Here is a 15,480-nt window from a genome sequence, read left to right on the forward strand (position 1 = left end):
GGGGCAGGAAAACATCACCTGTCGGCCTTTCGGAGTTCGGACGCGTCCGGGACCCTGAACAGCCCCCCCAGCCCCCCTGGATGTGTCCAGTACGGGCTTCGACGGGCCGGCGCTTCCTCCAAGCGAGACGCCCGCCTGCCACCCTCCCCCTCCCGGCATGCGGGCGTTTTGCTGTCTGGAGCGGACGTCAGGCTCTGGAGCTTGGGCTCAGTCTCCCAGGGTCACGACCAGCATTTCCCCGTTGCGTTCTGCGCCGAGTTCGAAAGCTTCTGACGACGTCCCGAGCGCCAGTCCGAGCGCCGCGAGATCGGCAACAGGGGTCTTGTCGACGGACCGGACGCGATCGCCGGCTCTCAATCTCTGTACGGCGGCCTGCGACCCCGCTTCGACCGACGCCACGATCACGCCGTCGGCGTCGTCACGGAACTGGGCACCGGAAACCTGGATGGCAGCGGGACCGACAACCAGACGCGGCACCGAAGGATCGGCCACGATCATCGATGTGGTCAGGTCTCGGCCGTCGCGCATGAAGGTCAGCTCAAGCCGTGTTCCGGGCGGGGCGATGCCGACTGTGGCCAGCACGGATCCGGCATTGGCGACGGGCCGGTTCTGGATACGGGCGATGATATCGCCGCTGCGCAATCCGGCGCCCTCGGCGGGCGAGCCGGGCGCGACATCCTCGACAATGGCACCCCGGACGATGCCGAGGCTTAGATCCCGCGCGCGTTCGGCCGTCAGCGACCCCAGGATCGCGCCGATCTGGCCCCGGCTGACCGCACCGTTCTCACGGATCTGGTCGACGACAAAGGTCATGATCCGGGTCGGCACGGCAAAGGCGATCCCATCGTTGCCACCGCTTCCGCCCAGAAGGCCGCCCCCGCCGGAAAGGATTGCCGTATTGATGCCGATCAGTCGTCCGCGACTGTCCAGCAACGGCCCGCCCGAGTTGCCCGAGTTCACGGCGGCGTCGGTCTGGATATAGTCCTCGACCGCATCGCCGAGGCCGGATCGCCCAAGGCCCGAGATCACGCCCATCGTCAGCGTCTGGTCCAGGCCCAGGGGATAGCCGACGGCAAAGGCCAGGTCGCCGGTCCTCAGTGTGTCCGAATTGACGGTCTCGACCTGCGACAGGCCCTCGGCCTCGATCTTCAGCACGGCGATGTCGGTCGCCTTGTCCGTACCGACCAGGACCGCATCGAACAGCCGGCCATTGGTCAGATCGACGGTGAATTTCGTCCCGTTCTCGACCACGTGATTGTTGGTGACGATGATGCCCTGGGCCGCGTCGATGATGACGCCCGACCCCCCGGAGATCGGCTTGGGCTCGGTCTCGCCGGTCGTCGGTCCGCGTGACTGGCCCAGGGTGGTGACCTGAACCACAGCGGGAAGGGACCGTTCCAGCCCGGCGGCAAAGGTGAATACGCCCCGCTGGGCGTCATAGGGGAAGGGGGCCGGAGGCGTCTGCGCCGCCACCGTCCCGGACTGGGCCAGCAGCAGGACAACGCCGGCCGCGCCGCTCAGGAGATGGAAAGCCCGCATGGTCTGCTCCCGGATCATTCCGCCGGGCAACGAGCCCGGTGTCGACCAAGCCTAGCGGTAGAATTCGTCGATGACGACGGTGAAGATGAACTGTGCGATCCTTTCTGCCCCAGATGCGTTGTGAGACGCTGGATCACGGATAGCCTCCGGCCAGATCACACTCAAAGGAACAACCATGAAGGCTCTTGTGCCCCTCGTGCTGGCCGGAACGGCCATGGCAGCCTGCCAGACCGCACCCGCCGCCAATGCGGGATTTCTAAGCCAGTACGACGGCCTGGCCGTTCGCGAGGGCACGCTGCGCGCATCGATCCGGGAACGGCGCGACGACGCGGCTGCCGCCCGGATCGATCGGGTCTATCTCGAGCCGGCGGTTCTTGTCGGCCCGGTTGGCGCCGACCTGTCTGACATGGAAAGACAGGCCGTATTGCGCGAGGTTGATCGCCAGGTCTGCTATGAAGTCAGCGAGCGTTTTGGTCTGAGTACAGTCGCCAATGGCGCGGCACGGGTGCGGGTCGGCGTGGTCGGGATCGATGCGACCGGACAGGCGGGATCCGGCGTTGCAGCCGTGGCCAATATCCTGATCCCCGGTCCGGGGACGCTGCGGGTCCCCGGGACGACCGGCGGCCTTGCGGCGGAGGCGGAGCTGGTGAGCGCTCAGGGGCAACAGGTCGCCGCTCTCGCCTGGGCCCGAAACGCCAATGTTGTCGGGACGGACTCGCCCTCCCTTTCGCGCGTCGGCGATGCGCTTCAGATGGCCGAGCCGTTTGGTGACGCCGTGGGGGATGCGATCTCTACGGCAGACCGACCTGTGCGCCCGATCGGAGAGCCCGACCCGTGCGCCGTCTATGGTCCACGCACCCAGGCAGCCGGGTTCCTGACCCGCCTGGTGACCGGGGTCTATGTGCCGGAGGTCAATACCGGCAGCCGGCCGGCGCCCGAGCCAAAATAGACATCGCCAACGGGCGGTCGGCCGGCGTCAGCCAAGGTCGGCCGCCATGCGTCTGGCCATCTGTGCGCCTGATTGCCAGGCATCCTCCACCCTCGGTCCGATCAGCCAGTCCCCGCAAGCCCCCAGACCGATGTCCGGTTTCCAGAGCGAGCCCCTGCCGGCATGTCCCGACCGGGCGAAACGCCAGCGGTGGGTCATCCGGATGGAAGGTTCGGGCAAGGCGATCCCGAGCCGTGCGGACAGCGCCGCCATCATGCGGGTTCCAACCCCGTCGGGCAGGGCCTCCAGATGTTCGGCTGACCAGGTCGCACCGGCCTGAATGACCCAGGTTTCTGTCTCGCCACGCCCCGGTTTGCTGCTGTTGCGGGCGGCCCATCCGAGCGCATCCTCATCCCTGCCCCGGATACAGTCCTCTCCCGTTGCCAGCGGCTCCGAAAAGGCCAGCATCAGGGTCCAGCACGGTGCGCTGAGTGTGGCGCGGGCGAGGGCGGCGAAAGGATCGTTGACCGCGTCAAGCAGGTCCGCTGTCTGCTCGGCGGGCAGGGCCGTGACGACGGCATCGGCGGAGACGACACTGTCATCGTCCAGCCCGGCGGCCCAGCCCGTCGCCGTGCGTGATAGGGCCGTGACCCGGGTACCCCAGTGGACCTCCAGGTCACTGGCCATGGCCTTCAGCGGGGCGTTCATCGCGGGCATCCCGACCCACGCCTCTTCGCCCGCTGCGGCCCAGGGTGCGACGATGCCTGCATCCGCCCATCGCCGGACCTGCGCCTGAAAGTCGGGGTCTCTTGCGGAGAAATACTGGGCACCGTGGTCGAAGGTGACGTCGCCCATCGGCGTGGTGATCCGGCGCGCCGCCATCCGTCCACCCGCACCACGGCCCTTGTCCAGCAGGACCACCTTGTGGCCTGCCGACTGAAGCCCCTGCCCGCAGGCCAGCCCGGCCATTCCGGCCCCGATGATGATGACTGATGCCAAGGCGGGTTCCTGCACCGATGCCAGGAGACGGGCGTTCTATTGGGTAGAGGCTGTGCAGGAAATGGCGCACCCGAGAGGATTCGAACCTCTGACCCCTGCCTTCGGAGGGCAGTACTCTATCCAGCTGAGCTACGGGTGCGTCGGCCGACCGCAAGGCCGGGACGGAGGTTCCTACAGCAGGACGACCCCCGTCTCAATCCGGATCGGCAAGAATCCTTCCTGTGCCGCGGTCTACTGGACGGCGAGGCGGACCAGCTTGCCGTCTTCCTCGTCCGTGATGGCCCAGACGGCTCCATCGGCGCCGACGGCGACGTCGCGGATGCGCGATCCGAGACCGACCAGCAGCCGCTCCTCGCCGACCACCCGGTCATTCTCGATCACCAGCCGGGCGATATGCTTTTCCTTGAGCCCGGCGACCAGCAGATTGCCGGACCAGGCGGGGAACATCGAACCCGTGTAGAAGGTCATTCCGCCGGGCGCGATCACCGGATCCCAGTAATAGACCGGCTGTTCGGTGCCTTCCTTGGCCGTCACGCCGGCATTGATGGCACCGCCGCGATACTCGATCCCGTAGGCGACGTCCGGCCAGCCGTAGTTGGCCCCGGCCTTGTCGAGATTGACCTCGTCGCCGCCGCGTGTGCCATGCTCGACCGTCCAGGCCGCACCGGTCCCGGGCTGGATCGCGACGCCCTGCGCATTCCTGTGCCCGAGCGACCAGATTTCCGGCAGGGCCCCGGCCTGGCCGACGAAGGGATTGTCACGCGGCACGGAGCCATCGGCATTGATCCGGATCGTCTTGCCCATGTGCGAGCCGAGATCCTGGGCCTGCGGGCGCATCGGGGCATCGGAGCGTTCGCCCAGGGTGATGAACAGGTGCCCGGCCGGGTCGAAGGCCAGCGAGGATCCGAAATGCTTGTCCCCGTCATAGGCCGGCAGGGCGCGGAAGATGACGCTTGCGTTCTGGACGCTGCGGCCGTCGGCCGACAGGACCCCGCGTGCTACCGAGGTCGCATTGCCGCCCGTGCGGGGCTCGGAGAAGCTCCAGTAGATCATCCGGTCCTGGGCGAAGTCAGGGCCGATGACGACGTCCAGAAGCCCGCCCTGCCCGCGGGCCACAACCGGCGGCAAGCCCGTCACGGGCTCGCTGATCTGGCCCTGGGCCGTGACGATTCGAAGCCGTCCGGGTTTTTCGGTCACCAGCCAGGATCCGTCCGGCATCTGGGCCAGGCCCCAGGGATCGACGAGGCCCGAAGCCACGATGCTGTGAGCCATGGAGACGTCCGACTGGACCGAAGGTGCCCGGGTCTGGTTCGCGAAGGCCGGAGACTGGCCTGCCCCCTCGGGCGGACGGGTTTCGAGCGGGGCACCGGTGGATCCACCGCGTGCGTCCTGAGGGGCACTGCTGGCACCGCAGGCGCTTGCCAGAACCAGGAGGGAGGCGGAGGCGGCGAGGATGATCGGGCGCATGAAAGCTCCAGGGGTCAGGGTCGAAACCGGTTCGTGCGAAAACGCGACAGTGCGGGTTACCGTTCCCGCTGGCGGTCGTCCAGCTTGCGCGCCATCAGACGGGGATTGGTGCGACTTGAACCCGGGCCCCAGCCTCTGTATAGGCACGCCTCTCTTGCGCGCAGGTCCGTATGGCCGCGTGCCGGGGCTGGGTAGCTCAGATGGTTAGAGCGGTGGATTCATAACCCACAGGTCGGCGGTTCGATCCCGCCTCCAGCCACCAAAAACTTCCGATAATTCATCAGTCTGAACGACCCCGCTGGGCGAGCGCAGATCTCGAGCGATCCGGGTGAGACGCCGGTACAGACGGCCTTCAAGGTCTCGATCAAGCCCGTCTCCCTGACTTCGATCCTGACCGTCATCGATCTGATCGTGGGAACGGCGCAGGGCGATGACGCTGTTGCTTTGCCCCGGACCTTTTACGCCGCCGGACAAGCTTGCGCGCAAGATGGCCTGGTGTCGACGGAGCAGCGACTTTCTACCTATTCCGCCGGTAAGGATTTTTTACCGCATCTCGACCCAAAATGGGGACGTTGGCACCGCTTCGTTCGGGTCGACCTTTAAGCTGGGCATCGTCCTGTCCGACCGCCCGACCAGTACGCTTGCGTTTGAAAATCAAAACCGCCGTTTGTGAGGTCTTTGCCGTGAAGCTGCTCGAAGACTCGAAGATTGCCGCCAAGATCCTGACCCTGATCGTCATGGTATCCCTGATCGGCTTGGCCGGGGTGGCCTACTGCGCCCTGAAGATGAAGGAAATTGACGCGCAGTATACGGTGCTGCTCGACAACAATGCCGGGTCGCAGATCGCGATGGCCAGGGTCGCAGGCAACCTCGCGGGAATGAGCTACGCGACATACAAGGCGCTGAACTACGAAGGTGACAGCCCACAGGCGCGGGCGTCGGCAGAGTGGTTCAACAACATGAAGTCGCTCACGGACGAAAGAATTGCGACGGCGAAAGAGCTCCGCCCCGAACTGGCGAGCGAGATCGAGGGCTTCTCGGATCGGGTAACGAAGATCGAGGCCCTGCTGGTCCCCGCCATGGCCGCCGGTCTTCGCAACGAGAACGATGCTGCGTTCAGCCTGCTGCAACAATCGGATCCGGAAGTCGTCAAATTCGACTCGGACATACGCGCCTGGATCAATGAACAGGTCACCGTGAACCAGGCTGCCTCCGATGCCATGACGGCCGACATCAACACCACGATCATGACCACGATGATCGGCATGCTCGCTGCGCTCGCTACGGGCATCGCCGGAGGAATCCTGGTCTCGTCCAAGGGCATCACGGGCCCGCTGAACCGGCTGGGCGAGCGGATGAAGGCCCTCGCGGCCGGCGATCTGACCGTTGAGGTCGAAGGCCAGCACCGCAAGGACGAGGTCGGGATCATGGCCAAGGCCGTACAGGTGTTCAAGGACGCCGGCATCCGCGCCCGCGCGGTCGAAGCCGAAGCCAAGGCCACCCGTGAAGCCGCCGAAGCCGAGCGTCTGCAGAACCAGCTTCTGTCCGAGGAAAGCGCCGAACGTCAGGCCGCCGTGGTCGAAGCCCTGGCCGTCGGTCTGGACGGCGTGTCCAAGGGCGATCTGACGGTTCAGCTGACCCAGGCCTTCCCCGCCGACTATGTGAAGCTGCAGCAGGACTTCAACGGTGCCATCGGCCAGCTGCGCGAAGCCATGGCGGCGGTGGTGACCAATGTCTCGGCCATCCGCGCCGGTTCAGAAGAGATCGCCTCGGCCTCGGACGACCTGTCCAAGCGGACCGAACAGCAGGCCGCAAGCCTGGAGGAGACGGCCGCCGCGCTGGAACAGATCACGGTGACCGTCAAACGCACGGCCTCGGGCTCGCAACAGGCGGCCCAGGCCGTGGCCTCCGCCAAGGGCGACGCCCAGTCGTCCGGAGAGGTGGTGCAGCGTGCCATCGCGGCCATGGGCCAGATCGAGAAATCCTCGTCCGAGATCAACCAGATCATCGGGGTGATCGACGAGATCGCCTTCCAGACCAATCTTCTGGCGCTCAACGCCGGTGTGGAGGCGGCCCGGGCAGGCGATGCCGGTCGCGGCTTTGCGGTGGTGGCCCAGGAAGTGCGGGCGCTGGCCCAGCGCTCGGCAGAAGCCGCCAAGGAGATCAAGGGCCTGATCTCGACGTCGGGTCAGCAGGTCAGCCAGGGCGTGTCGCTCGTCGGTGAAACCGGACAGAGCCTCAACCGCATCATGGAACAGGTCGTAGCGATCGATGGACTGGTCTCCGAAATCAGCGCCTCGGCCCAGGAACAGGCGTCGAGCCTCAGCCAGGTCAATACCGCCGTCAACCAGATGGACCAGATGGTCCAGCAGAACGCGGCCATGGTCGAGGAATCCACCGCTGCCTCCCATTCGCTCAAGAGCGAGGCCGGAGAACTCGACGCGCTGGTGTCGCGCTTCAAGGTCGGCAACGCCAGCGTCGCCGGACGGTCGAACCCGGTGCACGCTGCCCAGGCCCGTATCGCGGCCTATGCCCGGCCGGCCGGCAATGCAGCCGCTGCGTCCCGCCCGGCTCTGCGCTCGGTCGGAAACGCTGCCGTCAAGGCTGACGAATGGGAGGAATTCTGACCATGACGCCTTTTGAAACCGAGGTCGCTGGTCCGGGAACGGGCGGCATGCTGGAGCTGATTTCGTTCGAGATCGGGGGGCAGGAATACTGCATCGACGTTCGCTCGGTGCGCGAGATCCGGGGCTGGACCGCGACCACGCCCATGCCTCAGACGCCGGATTACATCCTCGGGGTCATCAACCTGCGCGGCGCAGTGATGCCGGTCCTTGATCTGCGCTGCCGCCTGGGTCTGGGCCGGACCGAGCCCTCAAGCCGCCACGTCATCGTCGTGATCCAGCACGGCCCCCGCATGGCCGGTGTTCTGGTCGACGGCGTGCAGGAGACCTTCCAGCTGGACGCAAGTCTGCTCCAGGCCCCGCCCGCCATGGATTCCGATGCCAACGACCGCTTTGTCGATGCGATCATCCCCCTCGAAGGCCGCATGCTGAGCCGCCTGGTCGTCGGATCGCTCTTGCCGCTGGAAGCCCACGCCGAAGCGGCCTGACGATCGAAGGGCATGTTCGCCCGAACATCAGCGAGGTCGCATGTCTGCCGGAGCCAAACGCCTCGCGGGCCTGCGTCTGATTTCTGCCCGCTCTGCCGACGGCTATCAAATACCGGCGTACCACTCGTAACCGCGGTCGGGCCAGTAGCCGCCATTGCCGCCCTGGATGTCGGCGAAACTGTCGACCACCTCGATCCGGCGGATGTATTTGGCCTGTTTGTAGCCGAGCTGGCGCTCGACCCGCAGGCGCAGCGGGGCCCCGTGGGGGACGCCCAGGGTCTGGCCGTTCATGTCATAGGCCAGCAGGGTCTGCGGATGCCGCGCGTCGATCAGGTCGATGCTCTCGTAGTAGCGCGGGCCATCCTCGGTCTGGGTCAGGGCGTCGAAGCAGTGGAAGACGACGTACCGCGCTTCGGGCCTCATCCCCGCCTCGTCCAGCAAGGTCTCCAGCCGGACACCGGTCCATTCCCCGATGGCAGTCCAGCCTTCGACGCAATCGTGTTTGGTGATCTGGGTCCGGCTCGGGCGGGTGCGTAGCTCGTCCAGCGAAAGCGACAGGGGCCGCTCAACGAGACCGTCGACCACCAGCCGGTAGTCGGCAAAGTCACCGTCACGCAAGGCCACATAGTCGGCAGCAGCGGGCGAGATCGACCCGTTCGGCTTGAAGTCCGGCGAGATCTCGGCCCGACTGTATTCGGGGGCCAGGGCGTCGCGGGGCAGGATGAGCCTTTGTGCGCGATAGGTCAGGGCCTCGGCCGAAATCTTGAGGCGTTCGCCAAACGCGATGCCGCGTTCGCAGCCCGCGAGGGCCAGGACGCCGGCCGTGGCCATGGCGCGACCCAGCCAGGACCGGCGCGAGAGCAGGGCGTCTGTCATGACTGGCCTCCATCATGGGGTCGGTTGGGCTCGATCACGAACCAGCCGGTGATCATCGCCCGCATGTTGTTGAACAGCCCGGTCCAGATCACCAGGCCCACGTGGATGACGATGAAGCCGACGATCAAGGCCGCTGATATGAAATGCAGGGTGCGGGCGGACTGTCGGCCCCCCATGAGGTCGAGGAGCACCCCGCCGATCGCGTTGAAGCCCGGTGACATCGACAGACCGGTGATCAGCATCATCGGCAGGATGACGAGGATCATCGTCACATAGGTCAGCTTCTGGATGACATTATAGGTCCGGGCGTGGTCGTCCTTGGGGAAGTCGAAGCGGGCATGTTCGACGACCGAGGGCCAGAACCCCTTGAGATCGGACAGGGTCGGCCAGAGCCGACGTCCGAAACGGCCTGTGACGAAGCCATAGATCAGGTAGGCGAGGCCGTTCAGCACGAACAGCCAGGCGAAGAAGAAGTGCCAATGGCGGGCCTCTGCCAGGTTGCGACCCTGGGGGATCAGCAGCCAGTTCGGGATGGTCGGGATGCTGACCCAGGGATCGGCAAAGGTGGACCGGATGCCCCAGTAGAGATGTGGATGGGCCAGCAGGATGTTCAGCCCGCTCATGATCAGGATGACGACGGCGATGACGTTCAGCCAGTGGCTGACACGAACCAGCGGCGGATGACGATAGGTCAGGCTGCGCCCGCCTGGCAGGGGCTTGTCCGCGCGCCGTCCGGTATCGGGGACGGAATTCGGCGTCTGGTCTGCTGCCTGGTCGGTCATGCCCGTTCCCCCCGGTTCGCCCACGGTCTCATGTCAGAGCCCCGTCTTCAATAACGCTCCAGCGACGGATACGGTTACAGACCTGATGCATTGATCCGATGACACCGATCGACAGGAGAGGCCTTGGCCCAGCAGACCCCCATCAATGTCGGCCTCATCGGCTTTGGCTATGCCGGACGCACCTTCCATGCCCCGCTGATCGCGGCGACCGAGGGGCTGCGACTGCATTCGATCGTCTCGTCTCAGCCCGAGGCCGTCGGCCGTGCCTGGCCCGGGGCGCGTGTGATCGCGGACATCGAGCGCCTGTTTGGCGATGGAGGCGTCGATCTGGTGGTGATCGCGACGCCCAATGACCTCCATGCTCCCCTGGCGCGACGGGCACTGCAGGCGGGCCGGCATGTGGTGGTGGACAAGCCCTTCACTCTGACCGTCGCCGAGGGCCGGGACCTCGCAGCCCTCGCCCGATCGGCAGACCGCCTTCTGTCGGTCTTTCACAATCGCCGATGGGATGCCGATTTTATCGCCGTTCGGGCCCTGGTGGAGGCCGGTACGCTCGGAACGATCGGGCGGATGGAAAGCCGGTTCGACCGGTTCCGACCCGAGCGCCGTGACCGATGGCGCGAGCGAGACACGCCAGGGGCGGGCCTCTGGTACGATCTCGGCCCGCATCTGATCGACCAGGCGCTGGTCCTGTTCGGTCGGCCGCTGGCCATCACCGCCGACATCCAGACCCAGCGGGCTGGCGTCGGGGCCGACGACTATGCCCATGCCGTTCTGCGCTATGCGCGTCGTCGGGTCGTCCTCCACGCGGACATGCTGAGTGCGGTCCAGCCGTTCCGGTTTGCGCTCCATGGCGACCAGGGCAGTTTCCTCATCACCGGCCTCGACCCTCAGGAAGATGCCCTGAAGGCGGGTGAAATGCCCGGTGGTGAAGGATGGGGCGTGGATCCGACGCCGGGCACTCTGACGCGCGCAGACGGTAACGCGGCCTTGCAGCCCGGTCCGCCGGGCGACTATCTGGCCTATTACCGCGCGATCGAGCGGGCCATCCGGGGTCTTGGCCCCAACCCTGTGCCGCCGGATCAGGCCGTCGCGGTGATGGAGGTGCTGGAGGCCGGCTTCCGGTCGAGCCGGCTGCGCATGGAAATTCGCCTGTCGTGATTCCCGGCTTTCCGGATCAACAGGCCTGACATAGGGTTGCCCCCATGATCCTGACCACGTCCGCCGGTGACTACCCGATCCCGCCCGAGGTTGCGCAGAAGCTGCCGACCGTGCCGCCCCTGCCTGACCAGGGTGCGTCGGACTATCGCCAGCAGGTCAGGGATTTCGAACACTGGCTGGACGCCGAGCCCTCGCATACGATCGATTTCGAACGGCTGCGCCGGTGGCATACGGTGCAGGAAGAGCGGGCCGTTTCAGCCCGGACCGAAGGGCGTCCGTTTGTCGTGACTGATGACGGTCTGGAATAGGGTCACGTCCCTGCGTCATCGTCCCGTCGTCATGGCCGGGCATGGAGCGCCGATGCGCATTCGCCTGTCGATCTTGATGCTTGGATCAGTTGCGGTCTTCGCCGTGTCAGACGGCTCGCACGCCCGGGCCGCAGCCACGGTCGCGCCTGCGCCGGTGGTCACACCTGCAGCCCAGTTCTACGTGCTCAGCTTTAACGAGGCCCCCATCGCCGAGGTCGCAGAGGCGGTTGTGGGCGGCGCGCTTTCGCAAGATCTGGCCATCGACCCGGCACTCGACGGCACGATGAGCTTTTCGGCAGAGGGGCGCTTTACGCCGGACGCCCTGTTGCAAGAGTTCGGCACGGCCGCGCTCGACCAGGACGTCGCCCTGATGCGATCCCGAGCCGGGGCCTTGTCCCTTGTTCCGAGATCCAACATGGCGGCCGAACTGGCGCGCGGGTCGCTTCTGGTCGCCCTTCCGCCATCCGGACCCGCACCCGCAACCCCGGCGTTGCCGGCCGTCACGCCGCCCGTCATCTATGGCGCGGCGCGATGGTGGGAAGGACCGGTCGGCGGGCTGCTGATCTTCCTGACCGGAGCCGCATCCGGAGCCGCCGCGCTGTTCGCCGCTCAGCGTCTGCTGCAGCCGGCCGGACCGGCTTCGTCCACGCTGGTGAGGATCTCGCACGCGGTAACGGTTCCTGATCCGGCCGCAAACCGCTCAGCTCCGGAGGATACCGAGCTGACCATCCCGCGTTTCGAGCCCCGCTCGAGGGACGAACAGGTCTGAAGGCGCTAGGGTGCCCAGTCCTCGTAGCTGACGAAGGCACGGCCTTCCTCGTCGATTTCGCCACGGGTCTTGCGGACCTCCTGCCAAGCGGCGCGCAGCAACTCAGGCACGCCCTCGCCCGAGACCCCGGAAACCAGCATCGGCGTCTTGCCTGAGGCTTTTGCCAGGACCGCAGTCTTCTCGATGCGCAGTTCGGGCGACAGGGCGTCGATCTTGTTGAGGGCAACGATCTCGTGCTTGTCGGCAAGGCCCTCGCCATAGGCGTCCAGCTCATGGCGGATGATGCGATAGGCCTCGGCAACGTCGTCCTGCGTGCCATCGACAAGGTGGATCAGCGACGCTGACCGTTCCACGTGGCCCAGAAACCGCGTTCCCAGTCCGGCACCGTCCGAGGCCCCTTCGATCAGCCCGGGGATATCGGCGATGACGAACCGCTCGCCAGGGCTGAGGTCCACCATGCCCAGATTGGGGGCCAGGGTGGTGAAGGGATAGTCGGCGATCTTGGGCCGGGCGGCCGAGGCGGCGGCCAGGAAGGTCGACTTGCCGGCATTCGGCAGGCCCGCCAGTCCAATATCGGCGATCAGCTTGAGCCGGAGCCAGATCCATTTTTCCTGGCCTTCCTGGCCGGGATTGGCGTGTCGGGGGGCCTGGTTGATCGGGCCCTTGAACCGGACATTGCCCCAGCCGCCGTTACCGCCGCTGAGCAGAAGCTCCTTCTGGCCGACCTCGACCATGTCCAGCACGACGGTTTCCTTGTCCTCGGACAGGACCTGGGTACCGACCGGAACCTTGAGGACGACGTCCTCGCCCTTGGCTCCGTGCATCTGGCGGCCTTGCCCGTGGGCACCGGTCGGGGCCTTGAAATGCTGCTGATACCGATAGTCGATCAGGGTGTTCAGCCCTTCGACCGCCTCGATCCAGACGTTCCCGCCATGGCCGCCGTCACCCCCGTCCGGCCCGCCGTTGGGAATGAATTTCTCGCGCCGGAACGAGACGGAGCCCGCCCCGCCGTTTCCGGAACGAATGTAGATCTTGGCCTGGTCGAGAAACTTCATCGCGGGCTTATGCCGCAAGAGGCGTCAAAGTGCGAGCGTTGCGGGCTTCACGGTGGATTAAGCCAGGCTGTGGCAGGGTTCTCGATCCTGTTCTGGAAGAGGATTCATGTCCCTCGCCGTTGCCTCAACACGCCTCGCGCCGGTCGAGCTTCGCGATGCCGGAGTGCGTCGTCTGGAGTCGCGCGACGCTGAAAAGCTGAAAGCGATGAAGGCGGCTGTGGCTGTGGTGAAGAGCCAGCCCCAGGAAGCCGCGGCAGCCCGCAAGGCGGCAGCCCGCGCGAAAGTCGAGCAGATCCGGGAACGCATCCGCCTGCTGGCCGTGTCTGCCGGGATCGACCCCAGGGCCACGGCGCGCCAGGCGGCCCAGCTGGCGCGCGAGCTCGGCCAAGCGGTCAAGGATTATGTCGCCGCTGGCGGCAAGGAAAAGCTGGCATCATCAGTGGCCGTGCCGGCGCAGGCCTCAGGAGTGATGGAAGAGACGACGCCCGCCAACGATGGCAGGACGGCGGATGATCCAGACGCTGCTGCAGCGGACGCTGAAACGGACACGCCGCCGGCAGCCGCGTCCGCATCGCTTGATCCCTATCGAAAGACCCTGTCCAGCCTTCAGGATCAGGGCCGCGACCTGCGCGCCCTGCGCGAGGCCCAGGACACGGACGGGCGGCAGAACAAGGATTTCCTGGATCAGGTGCGAGGTCTGGCTCGCAAACTCAAGGACATCCTCCTGGAATCGCGCCTGAAGAATCCCCAGGGCCGCGATGCCCGGCTCGACGAAGAGGCCGATGTAGAGATCAAGGCGATGGACGCCGAGATCAGCCAGGCCACCCGGAGCCTGAACACCTTCACCGGCGCGAGCGTCTCGGCCTGACCGTGGGCTGGCGTCCGGTCAGGCCTGCTCGCCCGTCCCATGGCCGTATCGCAACGGAGGAAGGATCTCAGTCCTGATCCTCGATCGAGTCGATATCGTCGTCTGTGAGACCGAAATGATGGCCGATCTCATGGATCAGCACATGGGCGATCAGGTCCGACAGGGTCACGTCCCCGCGTTCGCACCATTCGTCCAGAATGGGTCGGCGGTACAGAAAGATGCGCGAGGGCTCCGCGGCAGGACCGAGGCTGTCACGACTTCCAAGGTCGACTCCCTGATAGAGGCCCGTGAGCTCGAACGGATCCTCCAACCCGAATTCGGCCAGGATGTCGTCGGCGGCGAAGTCGTCGATACGGATGACGACCTCCCCGGAAGCAGCGCGGAATTCGGAGGGCAGCGCGTCGAAGGCAGCCCGTGCCAGTGCCGCGAAGTCATCCAGTGAAGGCGCCAGCGTGGCGGTCCAGTCAGTCATGCCGGGTTTGTACCAAAGCCATTCATGAAAGTTGCCTCCTATCTGGCCCGATCCTGTGGGCAGATGTTGCTGCGAGACAATGCGGACCATCATGGGATTCAGGCGAATACGACAACCCAAAGACGCAAGCGCATTCGCTTGGCGAGGCGTCGAGGCCCAGCAAAATTCTTAGCGGGCGGTTGTGCCCTTGTCCCGTGTGGCTGTATCGATGACCGTCAAGGGATCGTATTGGTGTTTTGAGGATTGGAAGAACAAGGCCAATCCGGTCGCATCAATCCGTAGCTAAGCTTTATATTCGTAGTGTAATCGCTAACCATAGTTGCGTGTTGGTCTGGACTAAAAATGAAACGAGGAGAAAGTCAGGGCCATGCATCAGCTCAGTGAAATCCAGCAAACTGCAAATTACTGGCAGTCAGAGCACGCCGCAGGACGCTTTCCGGATTACGAGGTTATGCTGCAAGCGGCCTATGAGCGCTTCCTCAAACCCGGAGATGTAGTGATTGACGTTGGTGTACACGTCGGACGACATCTTCAATACTTTCAAGAAATTGTAGGAAGTTCAGGTCGCGTGATCGGTTTTGAGCCGGTGCCTGCTTTCATTGTTCAAAGCCTGAAGCTGTGTCAGCCGCAGACAGAGATCCGGCAGTTGGCTCTATCGGATCAGCCAGGTACGAGCGAGTTTCTATTCATGGTTGAAGCCCCTGGTGAGTCGGGGTTCAAGGAACGAGTTACTCCGGCAGAGCGTGGCGCAACGCCGATCAAGGTAACGATCTCAACACTGGACGAGCAGGCGAAAGGCCTTTCTCGACTTGATTACATTAAGATTGACACAGAGGGTCACGAAATCAGTGTGATCAAGGGCGGGCGAACCACAATTGAGAGTCTGCGACCCGTTATTAGCGTTGAGTGGGGTCAGCCGACTTACGAGCTCTACGGCCACAGTAAGCCCGACATCTACAATATCGCCCGATCAATGAACTACCATATGGGTGACTTGTTCGGGAATGTCGCCGCCGATCTGGACGAATGGATGCGCGTCTCTGATTGGTCCTATTGGGATTTCTTCATGATTCCCGAAGAGAAGATTTCTAATTGGGCGCAATTGCTCAAGTCGACGCAGTGCAAAGTTGGTTCATAAAATCTG

The 15,480-nt window shown here is 65.0% G+C and carries 16 protein-coding genes and 2 tRNA genes; 10 read left to right on the plus strand and 8 right to left on the minus strand.

Annotated elements, in window-relative coordinates; genetic code table 11:
• Window positions 1-207 precede the first annotated feature (207 nt).
• Window positions 208-1,539 carry a trypsin-like peptidase domain-containing protein gene (locus GGR13_RS04285; protein ID WP_183212182.1) on the minus strand — a complete coding sequence of 444 codons (1,332 nt, stop codon included), beginning with the start codon at window positions 1,537-1,539 and terminating at the stop codon, window positions 208-210.
• 175 nt (window positions 1,540-1,714) lie between these two features.
• Here GGR13_RS04285 and GGR13_RS04290 point away from each other — a divergent pair, with 175 nt between their 5' ends.
• Window positions 1,715-2,488 (plus strand): DUF3313 family protein, encoded by a 774-nt coding sequence (locus tag GGR13_RS04290; RefSeq protein WP_183212183.1) that lies wholly within the window; start codon window positions 1,715-1,717, stop codon window positions 2,486-2,488.
• A 27-nt stretch (window positions 2,489-2,515) separates the two neighbouring features.
• Here the strand turns inward: GGR13_RS04290 and GGR13_RS04295 are convergent, their stop codons facing one another.
• The 3 genes from GGR13_RS04295 to GGR13_RS04305 form a co-directional block, all read right to left on the minus strand.
• The gene (locus tag GGR13_RS04295) at window positions 2,516-3,466 is read right to left on the minus strand and encodes an NAD(P)/FAD-dependent oxidoreductase (RefSeq protein WP_221230390.1); all 951 of its coding nucleotides are present in this window, start codon (window positions 3,464-3,466) and stop codon (window positions 2,516-2,518) included.
• A 62-nt stretch (window positions 3,467-3,528) separates the two neighbouring features.
• Window positions 3,529-3,605: transfer RNA gene (locus tag GGR13_RS04300), tRNA-Arg, on the minus strand.
• 92 nt (window positions 3,606-3,697) lie between these two features.
• Window positions 3,698-4,933 carry a PQQ-dependent sugar dehydrogenase gene (locus GGR13_RS04305; RefSeq protein ID WP_183212184.1) on the minus strand — a complete coding sequence of 412 codons (1,236 nt, stop codon included), beginning with the start codon at window positions 4,931-4,933 and terminating at the stop codon, window positions 3,698-3,700.
• A gap of 185 nt (window positions 4,934-5,118) precedes the next feature.
• Here GGR13_RS04305 and GGR13_RS04310 point away from each other — a divergent pair.
• The 4 genes from GGR13_RS04310 (at window position 5,119) to GGR13_RS04325 (ending at window position 8,045) form a co-directional block, all read left to right on the plus strand.
• Window positions 5,119-5,195 (plus strand) — tRNA-Met (locus GGR13_RS04310).
• Window positions 5,196-5,363: 168 nt separating this feature from the next.
• Window positions 5,364-5,606 carry a hypothetical protein gene (locus GGR13_RS04315; protein WP_183212185.1) on the plus strand — a complete coding sequence of 81 codons (243 nt, stop codon included), beginning with the start codon at window positions 5,364-5,366 and terminating at the stop codon, window positions 5,604-5,606.
• A gap of 10 nt (window positions 5,607-5,616) precedes the next feature.
• The gene (locus GGR13_RS04320; RefSeq protein WP_183212186.1) at window positions 5,617-7,560 is read left to right on the plus strand and encodes a methyl-accepting chemotaxis protein; all 1,944 of its coding nucleotides are present in this window, start codon (window positions 5,617-5,619) and stop codon (window positions 7,558-7,560) included.
• A gap of 2 nt (window positions 7,561-7,562) precedes the next feature.
• A complete protein-coding gene (locus GGR13_RS04325) occupies window positions 7,563-8,045 on the plus strand; it encodes a chemotaxis protein CheW (protein WP_183212187.1) in 483 nt (160 codons plus the stop codon).
• Between the two features lie 105 nt (window positions 8,046-8,150).
• Here the strand turns inward: GGR13_RS04325 and GGR13_RS04330 are convergent, their stop codons facing one another.
• Both GGR13_RS04330 and GGR13_RS04335 read right to left on the minus strand, forming a co-directional pair.
• The gene (locus GGR13_RS04330) at window positions 8,151-8,921 is read right to left on the minus strand and encodes a molybdopterin-binding protein (RefSeq protein WP_183212188.1); all 771 of its coding nucleotides are present in this window, start codon (window positions 8,919-8,921) and stop codon (window positions 8,151-8,153) included.
• Window positions 8,918-9,703 (minus strand): cytochrome b/b6 domain-containing protein, encoded by a 786-nt coding sequence (locus tag GGR13_RS04335; protein WP_183212189.1) that lies wholly within the window; start codon window positions 9,701-9,703, stop codon window positions 8,918-8,920. Before GGR13_RS04335 ends, GGR13_RS04330 begins: the two co-directional genes overlap by 4 nt.
• 123 nt (window positions 9,704-9,826) lie before the next feature.
• On the opposite strand from GGR13_RS04335, the gene GGR13_RS04340 reads away from it, so the two are divergent.
• From GGR13_RS04340 to GGR13_RS04350, 3 genes are read left to right on the plus strand one after another with little or no spacing between them, the layout of a single operon-like run.
• Complete coding sequence (locus tag GGR13_RS04340; RefSeq protein WP_183212190.1) at window positions 9,827-10,864, plus strand: oxidoreductase; 1,038 nt, start codon at window positions 9,827-9,829, stop codon at window positions 10,862-10,864.
• Window positions 10,865-10,908: 44 nt separating this feature from the next.
• A complete protein-coding gene (locus GGR13_RS04345; protein WP_183212191.1) occupies window positions 10,909-11,172 on the plus strand; it encodes a hypothetical protein in 264 nt (87 codons plus the stop codon).
• 52 nt (window positions 11,173-11,224) lie between these two features.
• Window positions 11,225-11,941, plus strand: a complete 717-nt coding sequence (locus GGR13_RS04350; RefSeq protein ID WP_183212192.1) for a hypothetical protein — start codon at window positions 11,225-11,227, stop codon at window positions 11,939-11,941.
• Between the two features lie 5 nt (window positions 11,942-11,946).
• On the opposite strand, the gene obgE is transcribed toward GGR13_RS04350, so the two are convergent.
• Entirely contained in the window at window positions 11,947-12,996 is a 1,050-nt protein-coding gene (gene obgE, locus GGR13_RS04355) for a GTPase ObgE (RefSeq protein ID WP_183212193.1), read from the minus strand.
• 106 nt (window positions 12,997-13,102) lie between these two features.
• Between obgE and GGR13_RS04360 the strand changes: the two genes are divergently transcribed.
• The gene (locus GGR13_RS04360; protein ID WP_183212194.1) at window positions 13,103-13,864 is read left to right on the plus strand and encodes a hypothetical protein; all 762 of its coding nucleotides are present in this window, start codon (window positions 13,103-13,105) and stop codon (window positions 13,862-13,864) included.
• Between the two features lie 67 nt (window positions 13,865-13,931).
• Here GGR13_RS04360 and GGR13_RS04365 read toward each other — a convergent pair whose 3' ends face one another.
• Window positions 13,932-14,336: a metallopeptidase family protein gene (locus tag GGR13_RS04365; RefSeq protein WP_183212195.1), complete on the minus strand. Its 405-nt coding sequence runs from the start codon at window positions 14,334-14,336 to the stop codon at window positions 13,932-13,934.
• Window positions 14,337-14,703: 367 nt separating this feature from the next.
• Between GGR13_RS04365 and GGR13_RS04370 the strand changes: the two genes are divergently transcribed.
• On the plus strand, window positions 14,704-15,474 hold the full coding sequence (locus tag GGR13_RS04370) for an FkbM family methyltransferase (protein WP_183212196.1): 771 nt from the start codon (window positions 14,704-14,706) through the stop codon (window positions 15,472-15,474).
• The last annotated feature ends 6 nt before the right edge of the window (window positions 15,475-15,480 follow it).

This window comes from Brevundimonas variabilis (genome assembly GCF_014199945.1).
Classification (GTDB): Bacteria; Pseudomonadota; Alphaproteobacteria; order Caulobacterales; family Caulobacteraceae; genus Brevundimonas; species Brevundimonas variabilis.

Bases quoted from the DNA above. Each gene is read 5' to 3' on its own strand.
- GGR13_RS04285 (WP_183212182.1), bottom strand. From the start codon at position 1,539: ATGCGGGCTTTCCATCTCCTGAGCGGCGCGGCCGGCGTTGTCCTGCTG.
- GGR13_RS04290 (WP_183212183.1), top strand. From the start codon at position 1,715: ATGAAGGCTCTTGTGCCCCTCGTGCTGGCCGGAACGGCCATGGCAGCC.
- GGR13_RS04305 (WP_183212184.1), bottom strand. From the start codon at position 4,933: ATGCGCCCGATCATCCTCGCCGCCTCCGCCTCCCTCCTGGTTCTGGCA.
- GGR13_RS04315 (WP_183212185.1), top strand. From the start codon at position 5,364: ATGACGCTGTTGCTTTGCCCCGGACCTTTTACGCCGCCGGACAAGCTT.
- GGR13_RS04325 (WP_183212187.1), top strand. From the start codon at position 7,563: ATGACGCCTTTTGAAACCGAGGTCGCTGGTCCGGGAACGGGCGGCATG.
- GGR13_RS04330 (WP_183212188.1), bottom strand. From the start codon at position 8,921: ATGACAGACGCCCTGCTCTCGCGCCGGTCCTGGCTGGGTCGCGCCATG.
- GGR13_RS04335 (WP_183212189.1), bottom strand. From the start codon at position 9,703: ATGACCGACCAGGCAGCAGACCAGACGCCGAATTCCGTCCCCGATACC.
- GGR13_RS04345 (WP_183212191.1), top strand. From the start codon at position 10,909: ATGATCCTGACCACGTCCGCCGGTGACTACCCGATCCCGCCCGAGGTT.
- GGR13_RS04350 (WP_183212192.1), top strand. From the start codon at position 11,225: ATGCGCATTCGCCTGTCGATCTTGATGCTTGGATCAGTTGCGGTCTTC.
- obgE (WP_183212193.1), bottom strand. From the start codon at position 12,996: ATGAAGTTTCTCGACCAGGCCAAGATCTACATTCGTTCCGGAAACGGC.
- GGR13_RS04360 (WP_183212194.1), top strand. From the start codon at position 13,103: ATGTCCCTCGCCGTTGCCTCAACACGCCTCGCGCCGGTCGAGCTTCGC.
- GGR13_RS04365 (WP_183212195.1), bottom strand. From the start codon at position 14,336: ATGACTGACTGGACCGCCACGCTGGCGCCTTCACTGGATGACTTCGCG.
- GGR13_RS04370 (WP_183212196.1), top strand. From the start codon at position 14,704: ATGCATCAGCTCAGTGAAATCCAGCAAACTGCAAATTACTGGCAGTCA.